The 17,846-nt window shown below is 33.1% G+C and carries 16 protein-coding genes and 1 pseudogene; 12 read left to right on the forward strand and 5 right to left on the reverse strand.

The genetic code is table 11. From position 1 onward, the window contains the following. From ACFVT8_RS05285 to ACFVT8_RS05310, 6 genes and pseudogenes are all read left to right on the forward strand, one after another. The coding region (locus ACFVT8_RS05285) for a non-ribosomal peptide synthetase family protein (protein ID WP_387082563.1) at nucleotides 1-3,859 on the forward strand (3,859 nt) is incomplete at its 5' end. Between the two features lie 783 nt (nucleotides 3,860-4,642). Then, complete coding sequence (locus ACFVT8_RS05290) at nucleotides 4,643-5,308, forward strand: 4'-phosphopantetheinyl transferase family protein (protein ID WP_387082564.1); 666 nt, start codon at nucleotides 4,643-4,645, stop codon at nucleotides 5,306-5,308. Nucleotides 5,309-5,534: 226 nt separating this feature from the next. Beyond that, nucleotides 5,535-6,677, forward strand: coding sequence for an acyltransferase family protein (locus ACFVT8_RS05295; protein WP_387082565.1), 1,143 nt, complete (start codon nucleotides 5,535-5,537; stop codon nucleotides 6,675-6,677). A gap of 292 nt (nucleotides 6,678-6,969) precedes the next feature. Further along, the gene (locus ACFVT8_RS05300) at nucleotides 6,970-7,437 is read left to right on the forward strand and encodes a tyrosine-type recombinase/integrase (protein WP_387082566.1); all 468 of its coding nucleotides are present in this window, start codon (nucleotides 6,970-6,972) and stop codon (nucleotides 7,435-7,437) included. Beyond that, nucleotides 7,419-7,661 carry a YhjD family protein gene (locus tag ACFVT8_RS05305; protein ID WP_387082567.1) on the forward strand — a complete coding sequence of 81 codons (243 nt, stop codon included), beginning with the start codon at nucleotides 7,419-7,421 and terminating at the stop codon, nucleotides 7,659-7,661. Before ACFVT8_RS05300 ends, ACFVT8_RS05305 begins: the two co-directional genes overlap by 19 nt. Before the next feature lie 412 nt (nucleotides 7,662-8,073). Continuing rightward, a pseudogene (locus ACFVT8_RS05310) lies at nucleotides 8,074-9,292 on the forward strand (IS110 family RNA-guided transposase); the annotation flags it as partial. Nucleotides 9,293-9,662: 370 nt separating this feature from the next. Here ACFVT8_RS05310 and ACFVT8_RS05315 read toward each other — a convergent pair. Beyond that, entirely contained in the window at nucleotides 9,663-10,919 is a 1,257-nt protein-coding gene (locus ACFVT8_RS05315) for an ATP-binding protein (protein ID WP_387082568.1), read from the reverse strand. Nucleotides 10,920-11,443: 524 nt separating this feature from the next. Here ACFVT8_RS05315 and ACFVT8_RS05320 point away from each other — a divergent pair. The 4 genes from ACFVT8_RS05320 (at nucleotide 11,444) to ACFVT8_RS05335 (ending at nucleotide 13,362) form a co-directional block, all read left to right on the forward strand. Continuing rightward, nucleotides 11,444-11,659, forward strand: a complete 216-nt coding sequence (locus ACFVT8_RS05320) for a YolD-like family protein (protein ID WP_387082569.1) — start codon at nucleotides 11,444-11,446, stop codon at nucleotides 11,657-11,659. A gap of 105 nt (nucleotides 11,660-11,764) precedes the next feature. After that, nucleotides 11,765-12,112: a YhjD family protein gene (locus ACFVT8_RS05325; protein ID WP_387082570.1), complete on the forward strand. Its 348-nt coding sequence runs from the start codon at nucleotides 11,765-11,767 to the stop codon at nucleotides 12,110-12,112. Between the two features lie 137 nt (nucleotides 12,113-12,249). Continuing rightward, nucleotides 12,250-12,486: a small acid-soluble spore protein Tlp gene (gene tlp / locus ACFVT8_RS05330; RefSeq protein ID WP_387082571.1), complete on the forward strand. Its 237-nt coding sequence runs from the start codon at nucleotides 12,250-12,252 to the stop codon at nucleotides 12,484-12,486. Nucleotides 12,487-13,098: 612 nt separating this feature from the next. Further along, the gene (locus ACFVT8_RS05335) at nucleotides 13,099-13,362 is read left to right on the forward strand and encodes a hypothetical protein (protein ID WP_387082572.1); all 264 of its coding nucleotides are present in this window, start codon (nucleotides 13,099-13,101) and stop codon (nucleotides 13,360-13,362) included. Nucleotides 13,363-13,654: 292 nt separating this feature from the next. On the opposite strand, the gene ACFVT8_RS05340 is transcribed toward ACFVT8_RS05335, so the two are convergent. The 3 genes from ACFVT8_RS05340 to ACFVT8_RS05350 all read right to left on the reverse strand — a co-directional run bounded on the left by ACFVT8_RS05340 (nucleotide 13,655) and on the right by ACFVT8_RS05350 (nucleotide 15,339). Further along, complete coding sequence (locus ACFVT8_RS05340) at nucleotides 13,655-13,810, reverse strand: hypothetical protein (RefSeq protein WP_170938954.1); 156 nt, start codon at nucleotides 13,808-13,810, stop codon at nucleotides 13,655-13,657. A gap of 1,284 nt (nucleotides 13,811-15,094) precedes the next feature. Then, the gene (locus ACFVT8_RS05345) at nucleotides 15,095-15,208 is read right to left on the reverse strand and encodes a DUF6440 family protein (protein WP_387082573.1); all 114 of its coding nucleotides are present in this window, start codon (nucleotides 15,206-15,208) and stop codon (nucleotides 15,095-15,097) included. Continuing rightward, complete coding sequence (locus tag ACFVT8_RS05350) at nucleotides 15,208-15,339, reverse strand: hypothetical protein (RefSeq protein WP_387082574.1); 132 nt, start codon at nucleotides 15,337-15,339, stop codon at nucleotides 15,208-15,210. Before ACFVT8_RS05350 ends, ACFVT8_RS05345 begins: the two co-directional genes overlap by 1 nt. Nucleotides 15,340-15,626: 287 nt before the next feature. Here ACFVT8_RS05350 and ACFVT8_RS05355 point away from each other — a divergent pair, with 287 nt between their 5' ends. Both ACFVT8_RS05355 and ACFVT8_RS05360 read left to right on the forward strand, forming a co-directional pair. Further along, nucleotides 15,627-15,920, forward strand: coding sequence for a hypothetical protein (locus ACFVT8_RS05355; protein WP_387082575.1), 294 nt, complete (start codon nucleotides 15,627-15,629; stop codon nucleotides 15,918-15,920). A 465-nt stretch (nucleotides 15,921-16,385) separates the two neighbouring features. Beyond that, the gene (locus ACFVT8_RS05360; protein WP_387082576.1) at nucleotides 16,386-16,883 is read left to right on the forward strand and encodes a hypothetical protein; all 498 of its coding nucleotides are present in this window, start codon (nucleotides 16,386-16,388) and stop codon (nucleotides 16,881-16,883) included. Nucleotides 16,884-17,196: 313 nt separating this feature from the next. Here ACFVT8_RS05360 and ACFVT8_RS05365 read toward each other — a convergent pair whose 3' ends face one another. Further along, a complete protein-coding gene (locus ACFVT8_RS05365; RefSeq protein ID WP_387082577.1) occupies nucleotides 17,197-17,673 on the reverse strand; it encodes a GNAT family N-acetyltransferase in 477 nt (158 codons plus the stop codon). Between the last annotated feature and the right edge of the window lie 173 nt (nucleotides 17,674-17,846).

The following is a 17,846-nucleotide window of genomic DNA, read 5'->3' on the forward strand; positions in this document are numbered from 1 at the left end:
TTATTTGCAGTGGCTCGAAGAGCGAGATAAGGAAATATCAGGAGGATATTGGGAAAATTATTTAGCTGGTTATGACCAACAGAGCAGCTTACCAAAGTCTATCGTCAGTAAAGAAAGCAATGTTCCTTATAATCGAGTAGAGGAAATGATTGTCTTAGATAGAGGGATGACCGACCGATTGCGTCAATTGGCTGAATCCAACCAAGTTACATTAAATATTGTGATCCAAAGTATTTGGGGAATACTATTACAAAGGTATAATAACACGGATGATGTCGTGTTTGGAGCTGTCGTCTCTGGGAGACCACCAGAAATTAAAGGAATTGAAGAGATGGTTGGCTTATTCATAAATACTATCCCGGTACGTATTAAGGGTAGTGGGAATAAAACTTTCCAAGAGTTATTGCATGATGTTCAGCAAGGAGCTATGGATTCGAAGCGTTATGACGATTATCCGCTAAGTGATATTCAAAGTAAGAGTGAGCTAGGAAGTAATTTACTGGATCATGTTATGGTATTTGAAAACTATCCGATTCAAAGCGAAGTAGGGGAAGGATTGCTTGGGGCATCGGAACTGATAATTAACAAGGTCGATGTTTTTGAACACACTAATTATGATTTTGATATGAGGGTCATTCCAGGAGAGCAATTGCTAATAAAGCTTAATTACAATCCAACCATATACGATCAAGAAACAATTGATAGAGTGGAAGAGCATCTTAAACAAGTGATAAATACAGTAATAGACCGTCCTCATATCATAATAAAAGAGATTGATATTTTAACTGCACAAGAAAGTGAGAAAATTCTATATGAATTCAACAACAGTTTTGTTGAAGTGGAGAATGGGGATACAATCCATCACTTATTTGAGGAGCAGGTCAAACAAACGCCAAATCATGTTGCTCTCGTGTCAAAGCATGGTGTTATGACTTATGATGAGCTGAATAGGAAGGCAAATCAATTGGCTAATACATTGCGTATGAAAGGTGTTTCGAACGAAAATACCGTAGCACTGTTCACCGATCGATCTATAGAAGTGGTTGTCGGAATACTTGCAATATTAAAAGCTGGAGGAGCTTATGTACCAATAGACCCTGATTACCCAGGAGAAAGAATTAAGTTCATGCTAGAAGACAGTAATCCAAAAGTAATTTTATCTATAAATAAATATCACGATCAGATTAACTCCTTACTAGATTCTAATAAGTATACTAATACTAATCCAGATTTAATTATACTAGATGATCAACAATCATATACAGGGTCTGAATTAGATACTAATCAAGATATTAAATCAAATCAATTAGCTTATTTAATCTATACTTCTGGAACGACAGGTCAACCTAAAGGGGTGATGGTTGAACACCATGGTCTTTGTAATTTGAAGAAAGTTTTCTTATACGATTTACAGATTGATAAGGACGATCGGATTTTGCAATTTTCTAGTTTATCATTTGATGCATCCGCTTATGAAATTTTAATGGCCTTTTTTTGTGGAGCTTCTCTGTATATTCCAGAGAAAAGCGATATATTGGACAATCATAAATTTGAGCAATTTATGAATAGTAATAAAATCACGGTAGCTACGTTACCTCCTACTTATGTGAACCACCTGAATCCTGAAAAGTTCTTACACTTAAGAAAACTTCTCACAGCTGGATCTTCGACGACACATGATACCATTCTAAGGTGGAAAGACAAAGTAGAGTATTACAATGCATATGGCCCTACTGAAGATTCTATCTGTTCATCGATTTGGAAATGTCCAAAGGATTTTACTAACGAATCAATAGTATCCATTGGTTTCCCCATAAGAAATCACAAAATTTATATCTTGGATAATCATCATCACAGTGTTCCAGTTGGTGTGGTAGGAGAATTATGTGTATCTGGAGTAGGGTTAACCCGAGGGTATCTTAATCGAAGAGATTTAACAAAAGAGAAGTATGTAGATCATCCGTATGAAAAAGGAGAAAGGATATATAAGACAGGGGATTTGGCAAGGTGGCTACCAGAAGGTTCAATAGAGTATTTAGGACGCATTGACGATCAAGTGAAAATTAGAGGGTATCGTATTGAATTGGGGGAAATTGAGACTACCTTATTGCGATTGAAACAATTGGATGAGGTTGTTGTTATGGCTCGAAAGGATTCTCAGAATAACTCAATCATCTGTGCCTACTATGTTACTAACGATGAAACATTGGATAGTCAAGGATTAAGGGCGTACTTGAACCAATTCCTCCCAGATTATATGGTACCTTCGTATTTCATTAAAATGGATCGATTGCCTTTATCGCTAAATGGGAAAGTAGATCGAAAGAAGTTGTCTAGCCCAATAGAGGTCATGAATGCTCGAACGGAAATTGTTGAACCACGAACTAAAATTGAATTTGACTTGGTTCAAGTTTGGAAAACAGCACTAGATATCGAACAAATTGGAATCAATGATGACTTCTTTGAATTAGGTGGAACTTCGATTAAAGCTATGCAAGTTATGTCGATTTTGTCAATAGACTATGATTTAAGAATAAACGATTTATTTGAACATAGAACGATTGCTAATTTGGCCAAATTCATTGAGGTTACGAGTGATAGCCTAAAAGATAAAGTTAATCAAGCCATTATGAACGAGAAGACATTTATTCGCCTCAATCAAGAACCATTAAATCGGGAAATAAAAGAGAAATTAGACCATTATGAACGAGAAGTTGAGGATTATAAAGCGTTGGATTATAGAGTGGAACGTAATTACAAAAATGTTCTTCTAACTGGAAGTACTGGATATTTAGGCGTTTATCTCCTACAACAGCTAATGGAGACTACAGATTACCATGTGAGTATTATCGTAAGAGGTAAAAATAGTGAGCATGGTATTTCTAGAATTACAAACAAACTTCTGTTTTATTTCGGAGAAGATTTTTATCCTAAACATAAGCATCGAATTTCTATTTTCATAGGGGACATAACAAAACCATATTTAGGACTAAACGAAGAGTTATATGAAAAATTGTCCAATGACATCGACTGTATTATAAATTCGGCAGCTAATGTTAAACACTACGGAGAATATAGTGACTTTTACGACACCAATGTCTTAGGTACACATCGTTTAATCCAGTTCGCATTCAATAATAAGATGAAAGATTTTAACCATATTTCAACAATAAGTGTAGCCTCTGGTATAGTTAAAGGTCATAATCATGTACTATTTACGGAGTTTGATTATGATGTTCAACAGACTATTGACAGCCATTATGTCATGACCAAAAGAGAAGCGGAGCAATTAGTTGTACAAGCAAGACAAAAGGGATTGAAAGCAAATATATTTAGAATAGGAAATATTGTATTTAATTCTAGTACAGGGCAGTTTCAAGAAAATATTGAAGACAGTAGATTCTACAATATTTTAAATTCAACCATTAAATCTGGTATTTTACCGAATTCGAAAAGTTATATTACTGACTTCTCTTATGTGAATGAAGTAAGTCAATCTATTATTCTCCTTTTTGATAGAGAAGTGCTACTCAATGAAAATTATCATATTTATAATTGGGAAACTCTTAATGTGGAGGATATACATTACTTGCTAAAAGAATCAGGTTATTCCATTCAATTATGGGAATTAGAGGAGTTTCTTTCGTATTTGATTGAGAATAAAGGAGATCCACATGTCAATCAAATATTGATGTATACGGGACTTCTAGAGCTTAGTGAAGAATACACATATTTTAGATTGACATCGGCTAAAACTCGAATGATTTTAGATCGATTAGGATTTGAGTGGTCACAAATGAATCAGGAACTTATGCAGAAAATGTTAAAACACTACAGGAATAAATTACCAGTAAATTAATTTTACTATTTAAATAGTGCTGCAACAGAAATGGATACAAATGGAAAAAGTGCAACTTGTTGAATAAAGTAATGGATACTGACAAGTTTTATATTAGCGTTTAATTTTCAACATAAAAGCCTATAAACTAACTATAATAGATGCTTTAACTACATTCTAATTATTGACATTCTATAGCAGCTTTTCCGTCCCTGAACAATAAGCGAACACGGCTGTTCGCTTATTTGTTACGACCAAGTATAGGATTTATAGAATTTTATTACGGAAAAAAGAAAGAGGAAGTTAATGATAACAATTAACTTCCTCACACATTAATATGTGTTAATAAAACTCTTAAATTCCTTTTTTAATATGATTCATTTTAAATAGAAATTCCACCATTATTATTGAAAGCATGAATGTATTTGTAGCTTCCAATATAATCCCTAATTGTGAATTGCCAAATGTATTGGCCTCTAGCAGAATTCTAAGTCTACAACTTCAGGTATATTTACAGATTGAGAGCACGTATAGTAGCCTTCAGCTTGAATTGTAGTTAATATTTTATCCTGCATTCTTACATATGTAGTAGATGATCACTACAGTCAGAGTTAAGTTGGCATTGGCTATCATATACTTCTTTCTGTTATCCGACTTTTTAAATCCTTTTACATATTATGCTAGTTTGAAATACTATAACTTATTTATGTTTGTAGATTAATGTGGTGGTATAGAATATCGATGGTAGGTTGGAAAGGATTGATTAAATTGTGTGAAATCATTGTACTGAGGATTCCTCAAACAGTGGATCGTCAAGAATATGACTTTTTAACATCATGTATTTCTAAAGAAAGAGGTAATAAACTTACTGGCTTTGTTCAAAAGGAAGACGCTTATCGTTCTCTATTCGCTGAACTGCTGGCTCGTTCAATGATTATCAAGAAAAAAGGTATACAAAACCGCGATATTCATTTTGCAACTAATCAATATGGTAAGCCATTTCTGATGGGGGAGCCAAATTTTAAATTTAATATTTCCCACTCAGGTCACTGGGTTGTCATGATTTTTGGGACTGAGGAAGTTGGAATCGATATTGAAGAAGTAAAGAATATTCAGTTGGATATTGCAAAGCGATACTTTGCAGAAAGCGAGTATTTGGATATTATGTCAAAATCAGAATTAGAACGTTTAGAATACTTCTTTCGTTTATGGTCGTTGAAAGAAAGCTTTATAAAAGCTATTGGTACTGGCCTATCTACTCCGTTAAACTCGTTTAGTATTAGAATTTTGAGTAAGGAGCAAATATTTCTATGTCCGGAACAATCTGAGTATTGTTTTAAAGAGTATAACATTGATTCTAGATACAAATTATCCGCATGTTCGTTTCGTAATCCTTTACCCAAGTCCGTTCAACATTATCATTACAGAAATTTGGTTGGTGACATCATGAGTAATATTGGGCCGATATAAAGAATAATGTCGACGAATATATAGAACTATCTATTGAATTCTTACATTAAAGACATTTAATTCGGTTAAGAATAAATTTTTGGCGTAAGTTTTTAGCAGATCCAGAATAGAAAAGGAAAGAAGGTTATTTAGCTAATGAACTAGCTCATGCTAGGAAGGGGCTACTAATATACCAAATTGTGTGGAACGTTTTGCCAATACCTTCTATCAGAAAAGGACGGGTACTATGAATAAAAATGATAATGCATTTAATAGAAGAAATGATATGGATTGGTTAAAAAATATGGCGATTCTATTATTAATTCCCTTTCATGCAGCAAGGGTTTTTGATTACTGGGAACCTTACTACGTTATGAATGCTGATCAGAGTTGGGTATTAAGTTGGATTATTGCCATATCTTCTTACTGGCCCATGCCTTTATTGTTTTTTTTGGCAGGTGCTGCCAGTCGATATGCATTATTTTTTAGAACAAATAGAGAGTATTTAAGAGAGAGGTTCAATAAATTATTTATTCCTTTAATTATTGGGATTGTTCTTATCGTTCCACCTCAATGTTATTACGCTCTAAAGTACCATCATAATTTTGATGGAAACTATTTTGATTCTCTCATCATTTTCTTTACTGATTACAGTAATGTAACTGGATATTTTGGATCATTTACACCTGCTCACCTTTGGTTTATTTTATATTTATTTATCATGTCATGTTTATTAATCATGTTGAAAAATAAACTTAATAAAATAATGAATAAAGGGTGGATAAAAAGTAAATGGCTTTTACTACTATTATTTGTTTCATTACCATTTTCTGAAGCATTACTAACTCTAGGTGATAAAGATTTATTTTATTTTTTCATTTTTTTTATCGTTGGTTACATTATTGGAACTGATGAAAAAATACGAGAAACAATAAAAAGATTAAGATTTAAGTGTTTGCTAATACTAATACTATACATCCCTGTTTGGTTTACTTTAGCTTATATAAATCAAAACGCAGCCGATTTCTCTGCAATCTCCATAATTCTTGCTTTCATAAGAAATTTCGCCTTATTGTTAACACTGGTAGTAATTTTAGGATATGGTCAAATGTTCGCTTCAATCAATAATAAATTTTTAAAATATATGAATGAGGCAGCATTTCATATATATATACTTCATCAATCCATAATAGTTGCCATCAGTTACTATATAGTAAAACTTGAAATTGGTATCTTTTTCAAATTTGTTCTAATTTCACTATTAACCTTGTTGATTTGTATTTGTTTATATGAAGTGATTAAAAGAATGTCTATAATACGATGGATGTTTGGCATGAAAACTTTAAAACGAGGGAAATTTGATTCAAATACCCCGGTAAAACTACATTAGTATTTGCAAGCAAAGTTTTGATAAAAATATATAATCATAGAGGCGGCGTAATGCTGTCTTTTTTTATTTATAATTAGACTTCATTCGTGCAAAGATAAATGTAAATGTCAAATTATGCATAATTTGCCAAACATAAAGTGTAAGATGAATAGAGAGAAAGTACTAGTTTAATAATGGGGTATTTAGCTGAGAACGAAATATTTATCTACCACAGCACTTTCAAAAAAGCTAGGTATGGCTACGAAAGACCACGGGGTTAAAAATCAAAGCATATAGCCGTTATGTAGGAAAGTTGGAAGTAAGAGAGGGTCTTCGTATTATTAAACCACTTAAAGCTAAGCAACAAGAACGAGCTTGCTTATCCATTGAAAATGTAAACGAGATATTACATTTAACTGCTCTTAAACCTAATAAGCGTGATCATGCGATTGTAAGCCTTTTATTATACACATCATTACGTCTAAGTGAAGTTGCGGGGCTTGACCGTAATGATGTGTATATTTATGAAGGTAAAGGGACAGTAAAAGTGCGTGGATATAAAAATGTTTACGAACGAATTGTTCCACTTAGCAGTGGAGCTTGCAAAGCAATCAAAGACTATTTAGATCAACGAAATGACAATCTCGAAGCATTGTTTTTATCATCTTTATACAAACGTTTAAGCGCTCGTTCGATTCAATCAATGTTAAAACAGTATGGAATAAATTCAAGTCAACTTCGTCATACATTTATGAGGACACTTTGTTATTTCTTCCAATGATGGATTCATTGCTAAAGGATCTAAGACAAGAATATTTTAACCTCAAACGAGAACTTGCACAAAAACGTATACGAGTAGTAGGCTGGCAGCCAGTAGATGAATACTTTAGTGACGTGCAAGTTGCCACTGCAGGTAATGATGTAGTACTTCGTTATGCAAATCAGGCTCTTAAATCACAAGTGGAAAAGTTGTTGATTAATCATATACGTGTAGCTTTAGAATAAAGATTGATTGAAAATTTCCTTCAACCTTTATTTATCAGCAAATGCAGAAACACTCCATTTTGAAAAATGATTGATCAAAATGGAGTTAATCTTTTTAACTAAGTATGAGATTTTTATAAAAAATTTGATCAATTAAATGAGTCTTATTCAGCTAAAGCCCCCGTTCGTATTATAAGGTCAGCCAGATTAATCTGGTTGACTATTTTTTATTCAATTTATAGATTGATAGTAGCCGGGGTCGAACGGAAGCACCCGTGGGACTAGATCCCGACAACTAAACTGTTCGCCCTCTACTTGTTAACACATGATTAGGCTGGTTGGGACATTACGATCTCGTATAACAAGCGAAGATATGAATAACAAGCTAGATAGAGGTTACCGGTCAATACCCTACCTTAGGAGGAGATAAACTATGAATCCAGTAGTTGGTCTGGATGTCGCAAAGGTGAAAGTCAGGTTCAAATGTTCTTGGATAAAAAAAATGCCCTATAAAAGCAGCGTGAAAGTTGATCATACGGTGGATGGATTGGAAGAGTTACACTCTTATTTATTAGATTTAGAGCGTCAAACACGAATGAAGCCACCTGTTGTTTTGGAATCAACGGGTCACTATCATGCCCCAGTTGTACAGTTTTTAGGAGCAAGAGAATACATTGTCATTATCGTAAATCCACTGGTATCTTACCGAGCAAAAAGTTCTAGCTTGCGAAAAACCAAAACAGATGCCAATGATGCTTATCACTTAGGCGAGCTGTATTACAAAGAGGATTTAGCGCCCCAGAAAAAGCGTGGTGTACAGTTATTAAACCTTCGGCATCTAACAAGGCAACATGAAAATATGACAGGAATTATGATTCAAACAAAGCTTCAATTTCAAGCCGTATTAGATCAAATATTCCCTGAGTACAAAGGGGTTTTTGGCGATTTATACGCTGAGATTTCCATAAAAACTTTACAAGCTTACCCTACTTCTGAATCAGTCAAAGAAGCAGGTGTAGAAGAGATCGCACAATTCATTGATACACATTGCAAAGCACGTTCGTTTAATTGGGCACTCGAAAGATCGGAAAAATTAATCGGAGCTGCAGAACGCAATCCATTTCAATCAATTCTTTATCAAAGTCTTCTAGTCAGCTTGAATATGTATATTGATTTACTTCAAGTGTACCACCAACAACTTTCTACGTTGGAGCGTGAGATTGATGAGTTAGCAGCACAACTTGAAGAATATGAATTACTCCAATCAATCCCCGGTATTGGTGAAAAAATCGCTGCAACGATTATTTCAGAAATCGGAGAAATTGATCGGTTTAATCATCCAAAAAAGTTAGTAGCATTTGCAGGACTAGATCCTAGTGTGTTTGAATCAAGGTCGCTTTAAAGGCACGAAAAATCACATTACTAAACGCAGCTAGGCTAGGCTTCGCCACATGCTTTATACAGCTGTTCGTTGTTCTATTCGAGATAGTCGGAAAAAGAAAACAACACCTGAAACTATAGCACGAAATAAGCGATTACGAGCTTTTTATGATTTAAAACGAGAAGAAGGCAAACCATACAAAGTAGCAATAATTGCTTGTGCTAATAAGCTTTTACACTGGATTTATGCCATGTTAAAAACGAAAAACACCATTCCAAGAAACTATAAAGTAACAGTATTTTCAAATACAACAAAAACCTTCCAAATCGAATTCGGAGGGTTATTTGAGTTGCGCTTTTTAGTATAGCATGAAGTGTTTTTTAATTTAAAAGATTTTTATTGACAATCTATTAGCTGGTTTAGTCTAAGTGTAATACGTCACAATCTTATTCAATTAAGGTTGTTTTAATCATTTAAATCATATAAATAAATTGGGTTTATACACTCCAAAATGGATACTATTGCGTTATTGTATCCGGATATTTTCTCAATTTCTTTTTCATCTTTAAATTCTTCGTTTTCGAATTGTACTTTAGCAGCAAGCTCTAAAACGTCGAAATTTTTTTGCCCTACGATTTCTATTAGGAAGAAGGAATAATAATAGAAAACCGTGTTCCCTTTCCCTTTTCACTTTTTATTTCTATATCTCCGTTTAATCCTTTTACAATACTGTATGCAATCATCGTACCTAGCCCGGTTCCCTTCTCTTTTATAGAATAAAACGGCATAGCGATTCGATTTATCTCCTCAGAAGACATTCCAATTCCTGTGTCAATAATATCAATCACAATACGATTCTTTACCTTTTTTACATTAATTCGGAGCATCCCTCCATTAGTCATGGCTTCAATCCCGTTCGTTGCAATGTTAATTAAACACATTTTTAGATTATCGGTGTTGGCATATATATAATAGGAACATTCATTATCGCTTTCAACTTTAACATTACATTGGATGGCGATCGGTAAAATAACCTCTATTACTTGCTCAACAATTGGTCTAATATCTAATAATTCTCTTGCAACATTTTGTGGTTTTATAAGGGACAAATAATCGTTAATAACGAGTTGCGCTTTTTCTAACTCCATAAGCATGACTTGCAAATAGTCATCCTTTTGTGTTTCAGAGATTTCGTTTTTACTAAACATCTGCATAAATCCATATACCGTAGTCAACGGGTTTCTTATTTCATGGGCTATAGACGCTGCTAATTCACAAGTCACCATAAATTTTTCTGCACGGTGAATTTTTTCTTTCATTTTAAACCTTTCTATCATTCCTTCAATTAAATAAAGAGACAATAAAACGGTCAGAATATTGATCACTATATAATTGAATAAAAAGTGAATAAAATCAGGTTGAACTTTATCGTTTATCCGTATTTGGTTCATTAAAGCGAATATAGAAAAGGAAATAGTGCAAAGAGACATAAGCAATAAGCTGAATAATATTTTTCTTTTTTTATAATAACCAGCAAGAAAATATTGGGATACCATAGTAATGGAAGTGGCCATAAAATATACAATAACTGCAGGGTAGACTCCGTCTCCGCCTAAGTAAAAACGGTAAGAAACAAATATAACAGTAATAAAAATAAAACTCCTAAAACCACCATAGAGAACAGCTAAAAGGATTGGGATAAGCCGTAAATCATATATGTATCCATAATTAAACTTAAACGGGAATGTCATACAAAGAACAACCGCAATGGATGAAAGAAAGGAAATTAATATAGTATTACGCGCTTTTTTTCCATCTTTATCTAACCAAAATATTTGATAGAAAAAAATACAAATGATAATAATGAATGCATTTAATAATAATGTCGTTATCCCCATGATCAGCGCCCCTAAATTGAGTAATAAATGTTAGAAAAGTGATAAAACACAAAAGATTAAGATAATTATAAACATTTTTTCAAAAAAAGAAAGATGTTGAAAAAAGTGTAAAAAAAAAATTTGACTAACCTGCTCCGTTAGTTTAAGTACAATTCTTCACAAAGTAAAATTCAATCATGACATCAAGTATTAAAAAATCACCTTAAAAATAACTAAAGAAATGATTTTTATCAAACTTTATTACAAATTATCAATCTTAATTATAATCGCAATCTTTTTTACAAAGCTACAATAAGAAATAACAAATGACAGGTATTAAGCCTGTACGAGAAGCAACGACAAATAATTGGCCATGTTATGGATGCCATCCGCAGAAAATATGGAGCTGTAGCCTTATTAAGGGCGGCTTCTTATACAAAGGCTGGCACCGCTATTACAATCATCTAGTAGGCGGGCATTTAGCGTAAGGAGTGAATGAGAGAAGCCAAATTAGAAGAACGATTAAGAATTCGAGGAGTGTTTAGATGATACGTGACCGTGGAACAATGAAGTGGACGGCGATGACGCTTCCCGAGCATCTTGCCCTCATTAGAGTATGGAAGCAAGAGCAATTTTACGATAAAAAGCGAGAATTAACCGAGTGGGAGTTAGAGGAAATAGAACAGACTATACAACGTGCTATTAAAATGCAAAAACTGATTATGTTAACGCTGTGGAGCAACAATAATTTGCAGGGCTAGTTACAGGAACTGATACAATCAAAAAGGAATTGTTACTTGAGACGGATGTAGCTATCAAACGTATTGCATTTAATACAATTCAAGACGCAAAGATGGTGGACGTTGATGATTAATGGTGAGGATCGTAGTGTTTTGTATGAGTTTATAAAATTAGATATGGCTATCAGGTCATTACAACAAGACTATTCATCGCTTGAAAAGTTAAAAATGTCCAAAATCTACATCCATATTGTAGAAGATTTATTAAAAGATATAAGACATGATTTCTACAATAAAAGGCGAGTTCTGGCTACGAAAAATATTGCCGTTGTAAAGTGGGTCAAAATTGATGAATATTTCAGCGATGTAATCATCAAAACAGCAGGCGAAGATGAAGTGCTACGTTATGCCAATCAAGCACTAAAAGCACAGGTAGAGGAGCTCATTCATAACCGTTTGAATAAATGCGTGTAGAACATCAAACTTGCAATGTAAAGAATCTTATGGATTTGAGTGATCAGCACCGTACATTCTTCTTAGTAAAAATTAGTACACATAGGAACAACTAAATTAGCCAACCTAAATTTATGTCAAAACTTTAGGAGGTTACCATGGCTAATTCAAGACACTCAAAACCAGATGATAGATCCAATAACGTTGAACGAATCCGTGATATCGTTAAAAACACTGAAGAAAAACTTCATGAAGCGGAAATTAGTTTGGAGTTTGCAGACCCTATGCAAAGTGAAATGATTAAAGAAAAAAATAAGCGACGTCAAAGGTCAATTGAAGGATTAAAAGAAGAAATGAAAGATGAAATGGCGGCTCGTAAAAAAGGAGAAGTGTAGAATTGGAGACTAGGAAGAGGAACTAACATATCTCCATTCTTTTTAATGATAAAAAAGTGCTTGCTTATAAAAGCAGATGGTTTAGAAGTTCTGTAATGGACCTCTACATGCATCTGCTTTTATTATGAGGTTGTAAATGACTTATTTCATTCCATTTTGGACTAACTCTTTTTTAATCGGCTGGGCACATTGCGGAATTGGTGACAACCATCAAAAATCATACTTATCGTAGAACTAAGTTTTTAAAGGGAGCGATTGTTGAAGATAAAAGTCTAATTCCACCGTTAGAAAAGGGAATGCGATATGGGGTTGACGCTCCATTTTGGGTTGCCTTTTTAATTATTATCGGGCTGGTATTTATGAGGGATATTAATTTTTTTGTTGAAAGCTTAAAGGCATTTTGATTATAAAAGTTGAATATTGAATTATAAAAAAACAAGAAACACTCTTTATAATTTTACGTCAATAATCGACATGTTGATGTACTCATAGGAAAAAACTTTGTAAATTAATAGTGCATATTGTTACTATTTTGTGAATATAATAGCCACATGCAATTTAAGCTTTTAATTGATTTATTAAGGAATTAGGATGAAATAAAGGAGTGTAAAATTGTCGATTTCAAATCCTCAATACGCATTTTTAGAGGTTGATTTTCATAATCCTAATTTAACTAAAGCAGAACTGAAGGTTGAGAATATTTCTGAAGGGGTACGGGAAAATAATGAACTCGTAGGAAATACAAAAATAGCATCGAAAATAATACCACCTAATGTATATATAAAATTAAACTGGATAATAGGATTGCTCTTATTGATACCAATAGATATTTATTGTATTACGGCTTTGGTGGTATCTGAATTCTTATCAAAATAAAAAGTTAAAACCACCATTATAAGGGTTAGCCCGATGAGTACGATAGATCGTTTACTCTGAATAACAAACAATTGTAAGCTAAAGTGTCTTAGGTTATTTTTAAGATCGAATGCGAAAGCGAGACAGTGTGTCATGAAGAAAAAAAGTAAGTGATAATCAGCCCGGAATTATTTCCGGTTTTTTTGTGCTTTAAGAAACCGAAAGAGATGGATCTATGTGATGTTTACACAATAAGAAAAGCCCCAATACACACCTTTTTCTAAGGTGAATATTGGGAGTTAGTTTATCACTATTAACGTTTATTTTCATTTTGAATACTACTAAAATCTACTTCTTCAGCGAACTCTTCTCTGTTTTCATTTTTACGTTCTCTGTTAGCATTTTGATTTTGATTCTGCTGTTTTTTGTTGTCTTGAGTTTTATTATTTTTATGTTTATTATTACCCATGATCATCTCACCTCCACCATTAGTGTGAGAGAAAGATGATTTTTTATCCGCATAACTTACAATTAATTAAAGAAATATATGTGATGAAACAAAAAGTATGGATATAGTAACATTTTCACTTCCACTTTCTGAGAACGCAGCTGGTAATGTTAATTCACTTGTTAGTGGTTACTTGTCTCATCCTAGAAAGTTCCGTTTATTCTAAGATTCTAATGGAACTGCAAATTCATTTACGCTCAAGCAGAAAAAGACTTCTAATCGTGTATATACTCGTAAGAAGAGAACACAACAATGTTTGATGATGAATATTCAGGGATTGCTATGTTCGTTTGTTTAGGCATATTTATAATAGGAACAGCATTTTTCGTAAACACCAAACAGTTAAAAAATTAGGATGCGTAAATCGAGCTGCTAAGCTAACGTGAATTTTACTTCAAGATGGGATTTTACACAGTGGATCCCATCTTTTTCTTCTCCAACTAACAGCAAGGCGGGGCAGAAGGATGCAACTATTCTTAGAAGATTTAATGCGAGGAGATGATTTTTTGGTTAATCTATTAGAAAACATATTCCAAGCAACGGCAATAATATTAACGCTATGTTCAGTCTATTACTATAGACACTTTAAGAAAATTAGGAGAGAAAGAAAATTAACTTTGCTTGAATCTTCGGTCTACGTCATAACTCAAGTTGCACTTTATCTTTGCATAGGTAGTTTTTTCCTTCTGTTTTTAGATAGGAATTTTGGATAGAAATATTAGACTAAAGAGAAAGTGGTAGTTGTTAAGAAGGAAATGTTGTTTTACCCGTTATGCAATAAACTTGATGCTTAAGTTGAATAATGCTCATTGATCAAACTTTTTTATAAAAACCTCATACTCAGTTATTAAATTCCTGAATTTTCTAATATTAATACAGAGGACACTTTTTAGAGGTGGATGAGTCTATTGCAGCTTAACTGAAAAAACGGTAAGTATTTGGCTGTTCGTTGCGATTATAGTTGTAATTAACTTGTTTGTTGCTCTATTTGAACGGCCATACTTATAGGGTCTATTCCTGCGAGTATAATTTTGTTTTTTGGAGTTATCCGATATATTACAATGCAATCTATACCTTTTGTAGATTAAATCTGCCTTTCAGTTCAACAGCAACATTTTTTTAGAAAACAGCCTTTCTAAAAGATTGTTGCTGTTAAAACATAAAACAGAAATAATCTATAAAATGCGTAGGATCAACTCTGTTTTTATGTTTGATATTTAAAACGAATATTTAATGAAAGCCCTGTTATTCACTATTTGGTTTTATTATTGGTTTTCCATCCTTATCCAATAACGGGGTGATTCCCCCTGCATATCCACTCCAACTAAATAAATAATGAACTCCTGTTTCATTATCCATTAGTATTCTGTTCCCATTAGCCAAACCAGTTTTTGTAAGGATTTCTTCAAATCTTTTCTTTGATCCGTACTCTTCTCTGACATTTTATCGCCTTTATATGGTAACGCTATTACTGAAATTCCAAGTAACATATACTACACTCTTACCTTGGCTTGAAGACCCGCACAGGATAGAACTGATTTAGCAACAATCATTACGAAAGAGCCAACAATAAAAAATGGTTGCCCTGTTCCCTATAACCAAGAGATTAATAATGGCAACTAAAGTCGTAGAAGTGGTTGGAGTTAGTTTAATAATAAAGAAATGATAAAAGAACAGATTCCTAGTAATGGATTTTTTTGTTACACAAAGGATTGAAGATATTTTCGAAGAAATTATATAATAAAGCATGTGTTAAAATTTTTTATGGAGGCGGACTATGAAGACGGAAATGATTATAACCGTAGTTTTAATTATAGGAATGGTAATTTTAATAGAAAAAATATACAACAAAATTAATATAGAAAATTATTCTCCTATTTGGGAGTATTTTTCTAAAGCAATTCTCTATGGGTTTATTGCTAGCATTACATTACTCTATGGAAAGGAAACGCTAAGAGATGTTAATCCACTAGAATGGGCCATCATTGCAGTTTCAGCAATAGAAGGAACAGGGAACTATATTAATTATGTAAAAGAATCAAAAAGAAGAAAAAAGAAAGACTTGAGGTAATCAAACTTAGATACATAATAAAATACAGTAAGTTGGTATTTCGCTAAAGTAGAGCAGAGTCATTTATAATTTAATTTAACCCACCAGCACAATTGTGTTGCCACATACACTCCACACATGTAAAATGTGTCTCGCAACAGAGGGCAACTAACATAGTTAGTTGCCTTCTATAAAGTGTTTCAGTTTACCACAAACCTCCTCTAACAATACCCCACATCCTTCTTCGATGAGCTGAGTTTAGAGGATCAACTCCACAATTCATAAGCTATTGTGCTGCATTATCTCTCTGATCTCTTGTTATAGGTACTCCTTAGCAATCAGATAGACGATCAATAATCTCTGCAATTTTCTCGTTTGAAAAAGGTGTTTACAAATCTGTGAATATTAGGTCGATTATTTTAATATTAAACTTATAATTAGTTTAGCTATAGTTTGAATATAGTTCTATAAAAGGGAGGAATAGCTTTGTATTTATACCACATAGTGTTTGAACAAGATGATGATAGATATGTAGATCCACAAATTGCTTTAAATAATGGGCTAAGCAAAAATACAGTAGCAAGATTTTGTTCCAATGGTGGTCGATTGTTTCCTGAATTGACAGACCTCACTAGACCTATAAATGCCGAACAATGGATTGACTTTAGCATTGCATTTGGTGCTGACTTTGCTCCTATCTCCAAACATTATATAAAATTCCCGATAGTTAGTGAAAAAGTTTTGATTTTTAATCGAGATATAACAAGTGATTTATTTGCTTATGTAGAAGATGAATATATGAAAGTGGAGACTGGTGAAGAAGGCTATTTTACTAAAGGACTTCCTTCTAAAGAAGATTTAGTGAAGCAATATTGGGAAAGTATGATTACGGTAGAGGAATATTTAAAACGAAAACCTTATAAGAAACCTGAGATTTTAGTTTTTGAAACAATACCAAAAAAATTTCTTGAGTATATAAATTAATTCTCATTTAGCTGATGACAGGTAGGGGACAGCGATGTTCCCAACCAGTTTAAACGTCTTACAGTGTGGAAGAAAGAGAGCTACCATGAGAACTTACTAAATTGAGGAACACTTTATTTTCGAATAAAATTATTATGTAAACTATTGGGGCAACTTGAAAATTTGATATGAAGTGGAATAATTTAATTAGGACATCCAAAAGAGTATAATTCTTACTCATATCGTTAGCGTTTGTGTAGGCTCCATCAGTAAAGGGGAGAACAGAAAAAATCACCCATGACGAGTGATTTTTGAGAATCTATATCTACAATTATTAAATGTTTAGATTCATAATAATTTGCTCGCCAATAGGACCCATTCTTCTTTCCCCGTTATCGACAAAGCCAACTTTTAAATATAAATTTTGAGCAGGAATATTTTTATGATTAACGACTAAAACAACTTCATTACAAAGTTTAAATTCTCTTTTAATAAACTCAGGTAGTACTAGCATCCCTTTTTTGGCATATCCATTTCCTTGTTGTTTATGGTCAATAGATAATGCAGTAAGCAGCATAGCATTTGGATTATTAGAGTATTCTTTTACTCTTTCCGTTGCGTGCAGGACAAAAAATCCTACAGGCATACTGTTGCTCAGAATAACAATCGGATATTGTCCAACCATCTCTATAGAAATCTCTTTAGGAAGAGCAGTAAATTGACTTTGTTCTTCCGGAAGCTCAAAGTCATTCAATATATCTACATAATTTTTTGAGAAGTGTACTAATTCAATGGCGTTCGTTTTTTGCATAAAATAGCCTCCTTTGTTTATTATTCTAATACCAGAACAAATGTTCGTCAAGAGGCTTGATTTATGAATGATGGTTAAATAAAGTTAATCAACATGCCCGATAGATTATATTAGTATTAAAAGAATTAAAAAACTAGGGGGAATGAAAAAGGGTGTTACTTAAATATGAAGTA

It is taken from the genome of Lysinibacillus sp. NPDC058147 (assembly GCF_042884205.1).
In the GTDB taxonomy this organism is placed as follows: domain Bacteria; phylum Bacillota; class Bacilli; order Bacillales_A; family Planococcaceae; genus Lysinibacillus.

Excerpts from the sequence above, each read along its gene's own strand:
- ACFVT8_RS05295 (WP_387082565.1), top strand. The coding sequence starts at position 5,535 with ATGAATAAAAATGATAATGCATTTAATAGAAGAAATGATATGGATTGG.
- ACFVT8_RS05315 (WP_387082568.1), bottom strand. The coding sequence starts at position 10,919 with ATGGGGATAACGACATTATTATTAAATGCATTCATTATTATCATTTGT.
- ACFVT8_RS05320 (WP_387082569.1), top strand. The coding sequence starts at position 11,444 with ATGATACGTGACCGTGGAACAATGAAGTGGACGGCGATGACGCTTCCC.
- ACFVT8_RS05325 (WP_387082570.1), top strand. The coding sequence starts at position 11,765 with ATGATTAATGGTGAGGATCGTAGTGTTTTGTATGAGTTTATAAAATTA.
- tlp (WP_387082571.1), top strand. The coding sequence starts at position 12,250 with ATGGCTAATTCAAGACACTCAAAACCAGATGATAGATCCAATAACGTT.
- ACFVT8_RS05340 (WP_170938954.1), bottom strand. The coding sequence starts at position 13,810 with ATGGGTAATAATAAACATAAAAATAATAAAACTCAAGACAACAAAAAA.
- ACFVT8_RS05345 (WP_387082573.1), bottom strand. The coding sequence starts at position 15,208 with ATGGATAATGAAACAGGAGTTCATTATTTATTTAGTTGGAGTGGATAT.
- ACFVT8_RS05350 (WP_387082574.1), bottom strand. The coding sequence starts at position 15,339 with ATGTTACTTGGAATTTCAGTAATAGCGTTACCATATAAAGGCGATAAA.
- ACFVT8_RS05355 (WP_387082575.1), top strand. The coding sequence starts at position 15,627 with ATGAAGACGGAAATGATTATAACCGTAGTTTTAATTATAGGAATGGTA.
- ACFVT8_RS05365 (WP_387082577.1), bottom strand. The coding sequence starts at position 17,673 with ATGCAAAAAACGAACGCCATTGAATTAGTACACTTCTCAAAAAATTAT.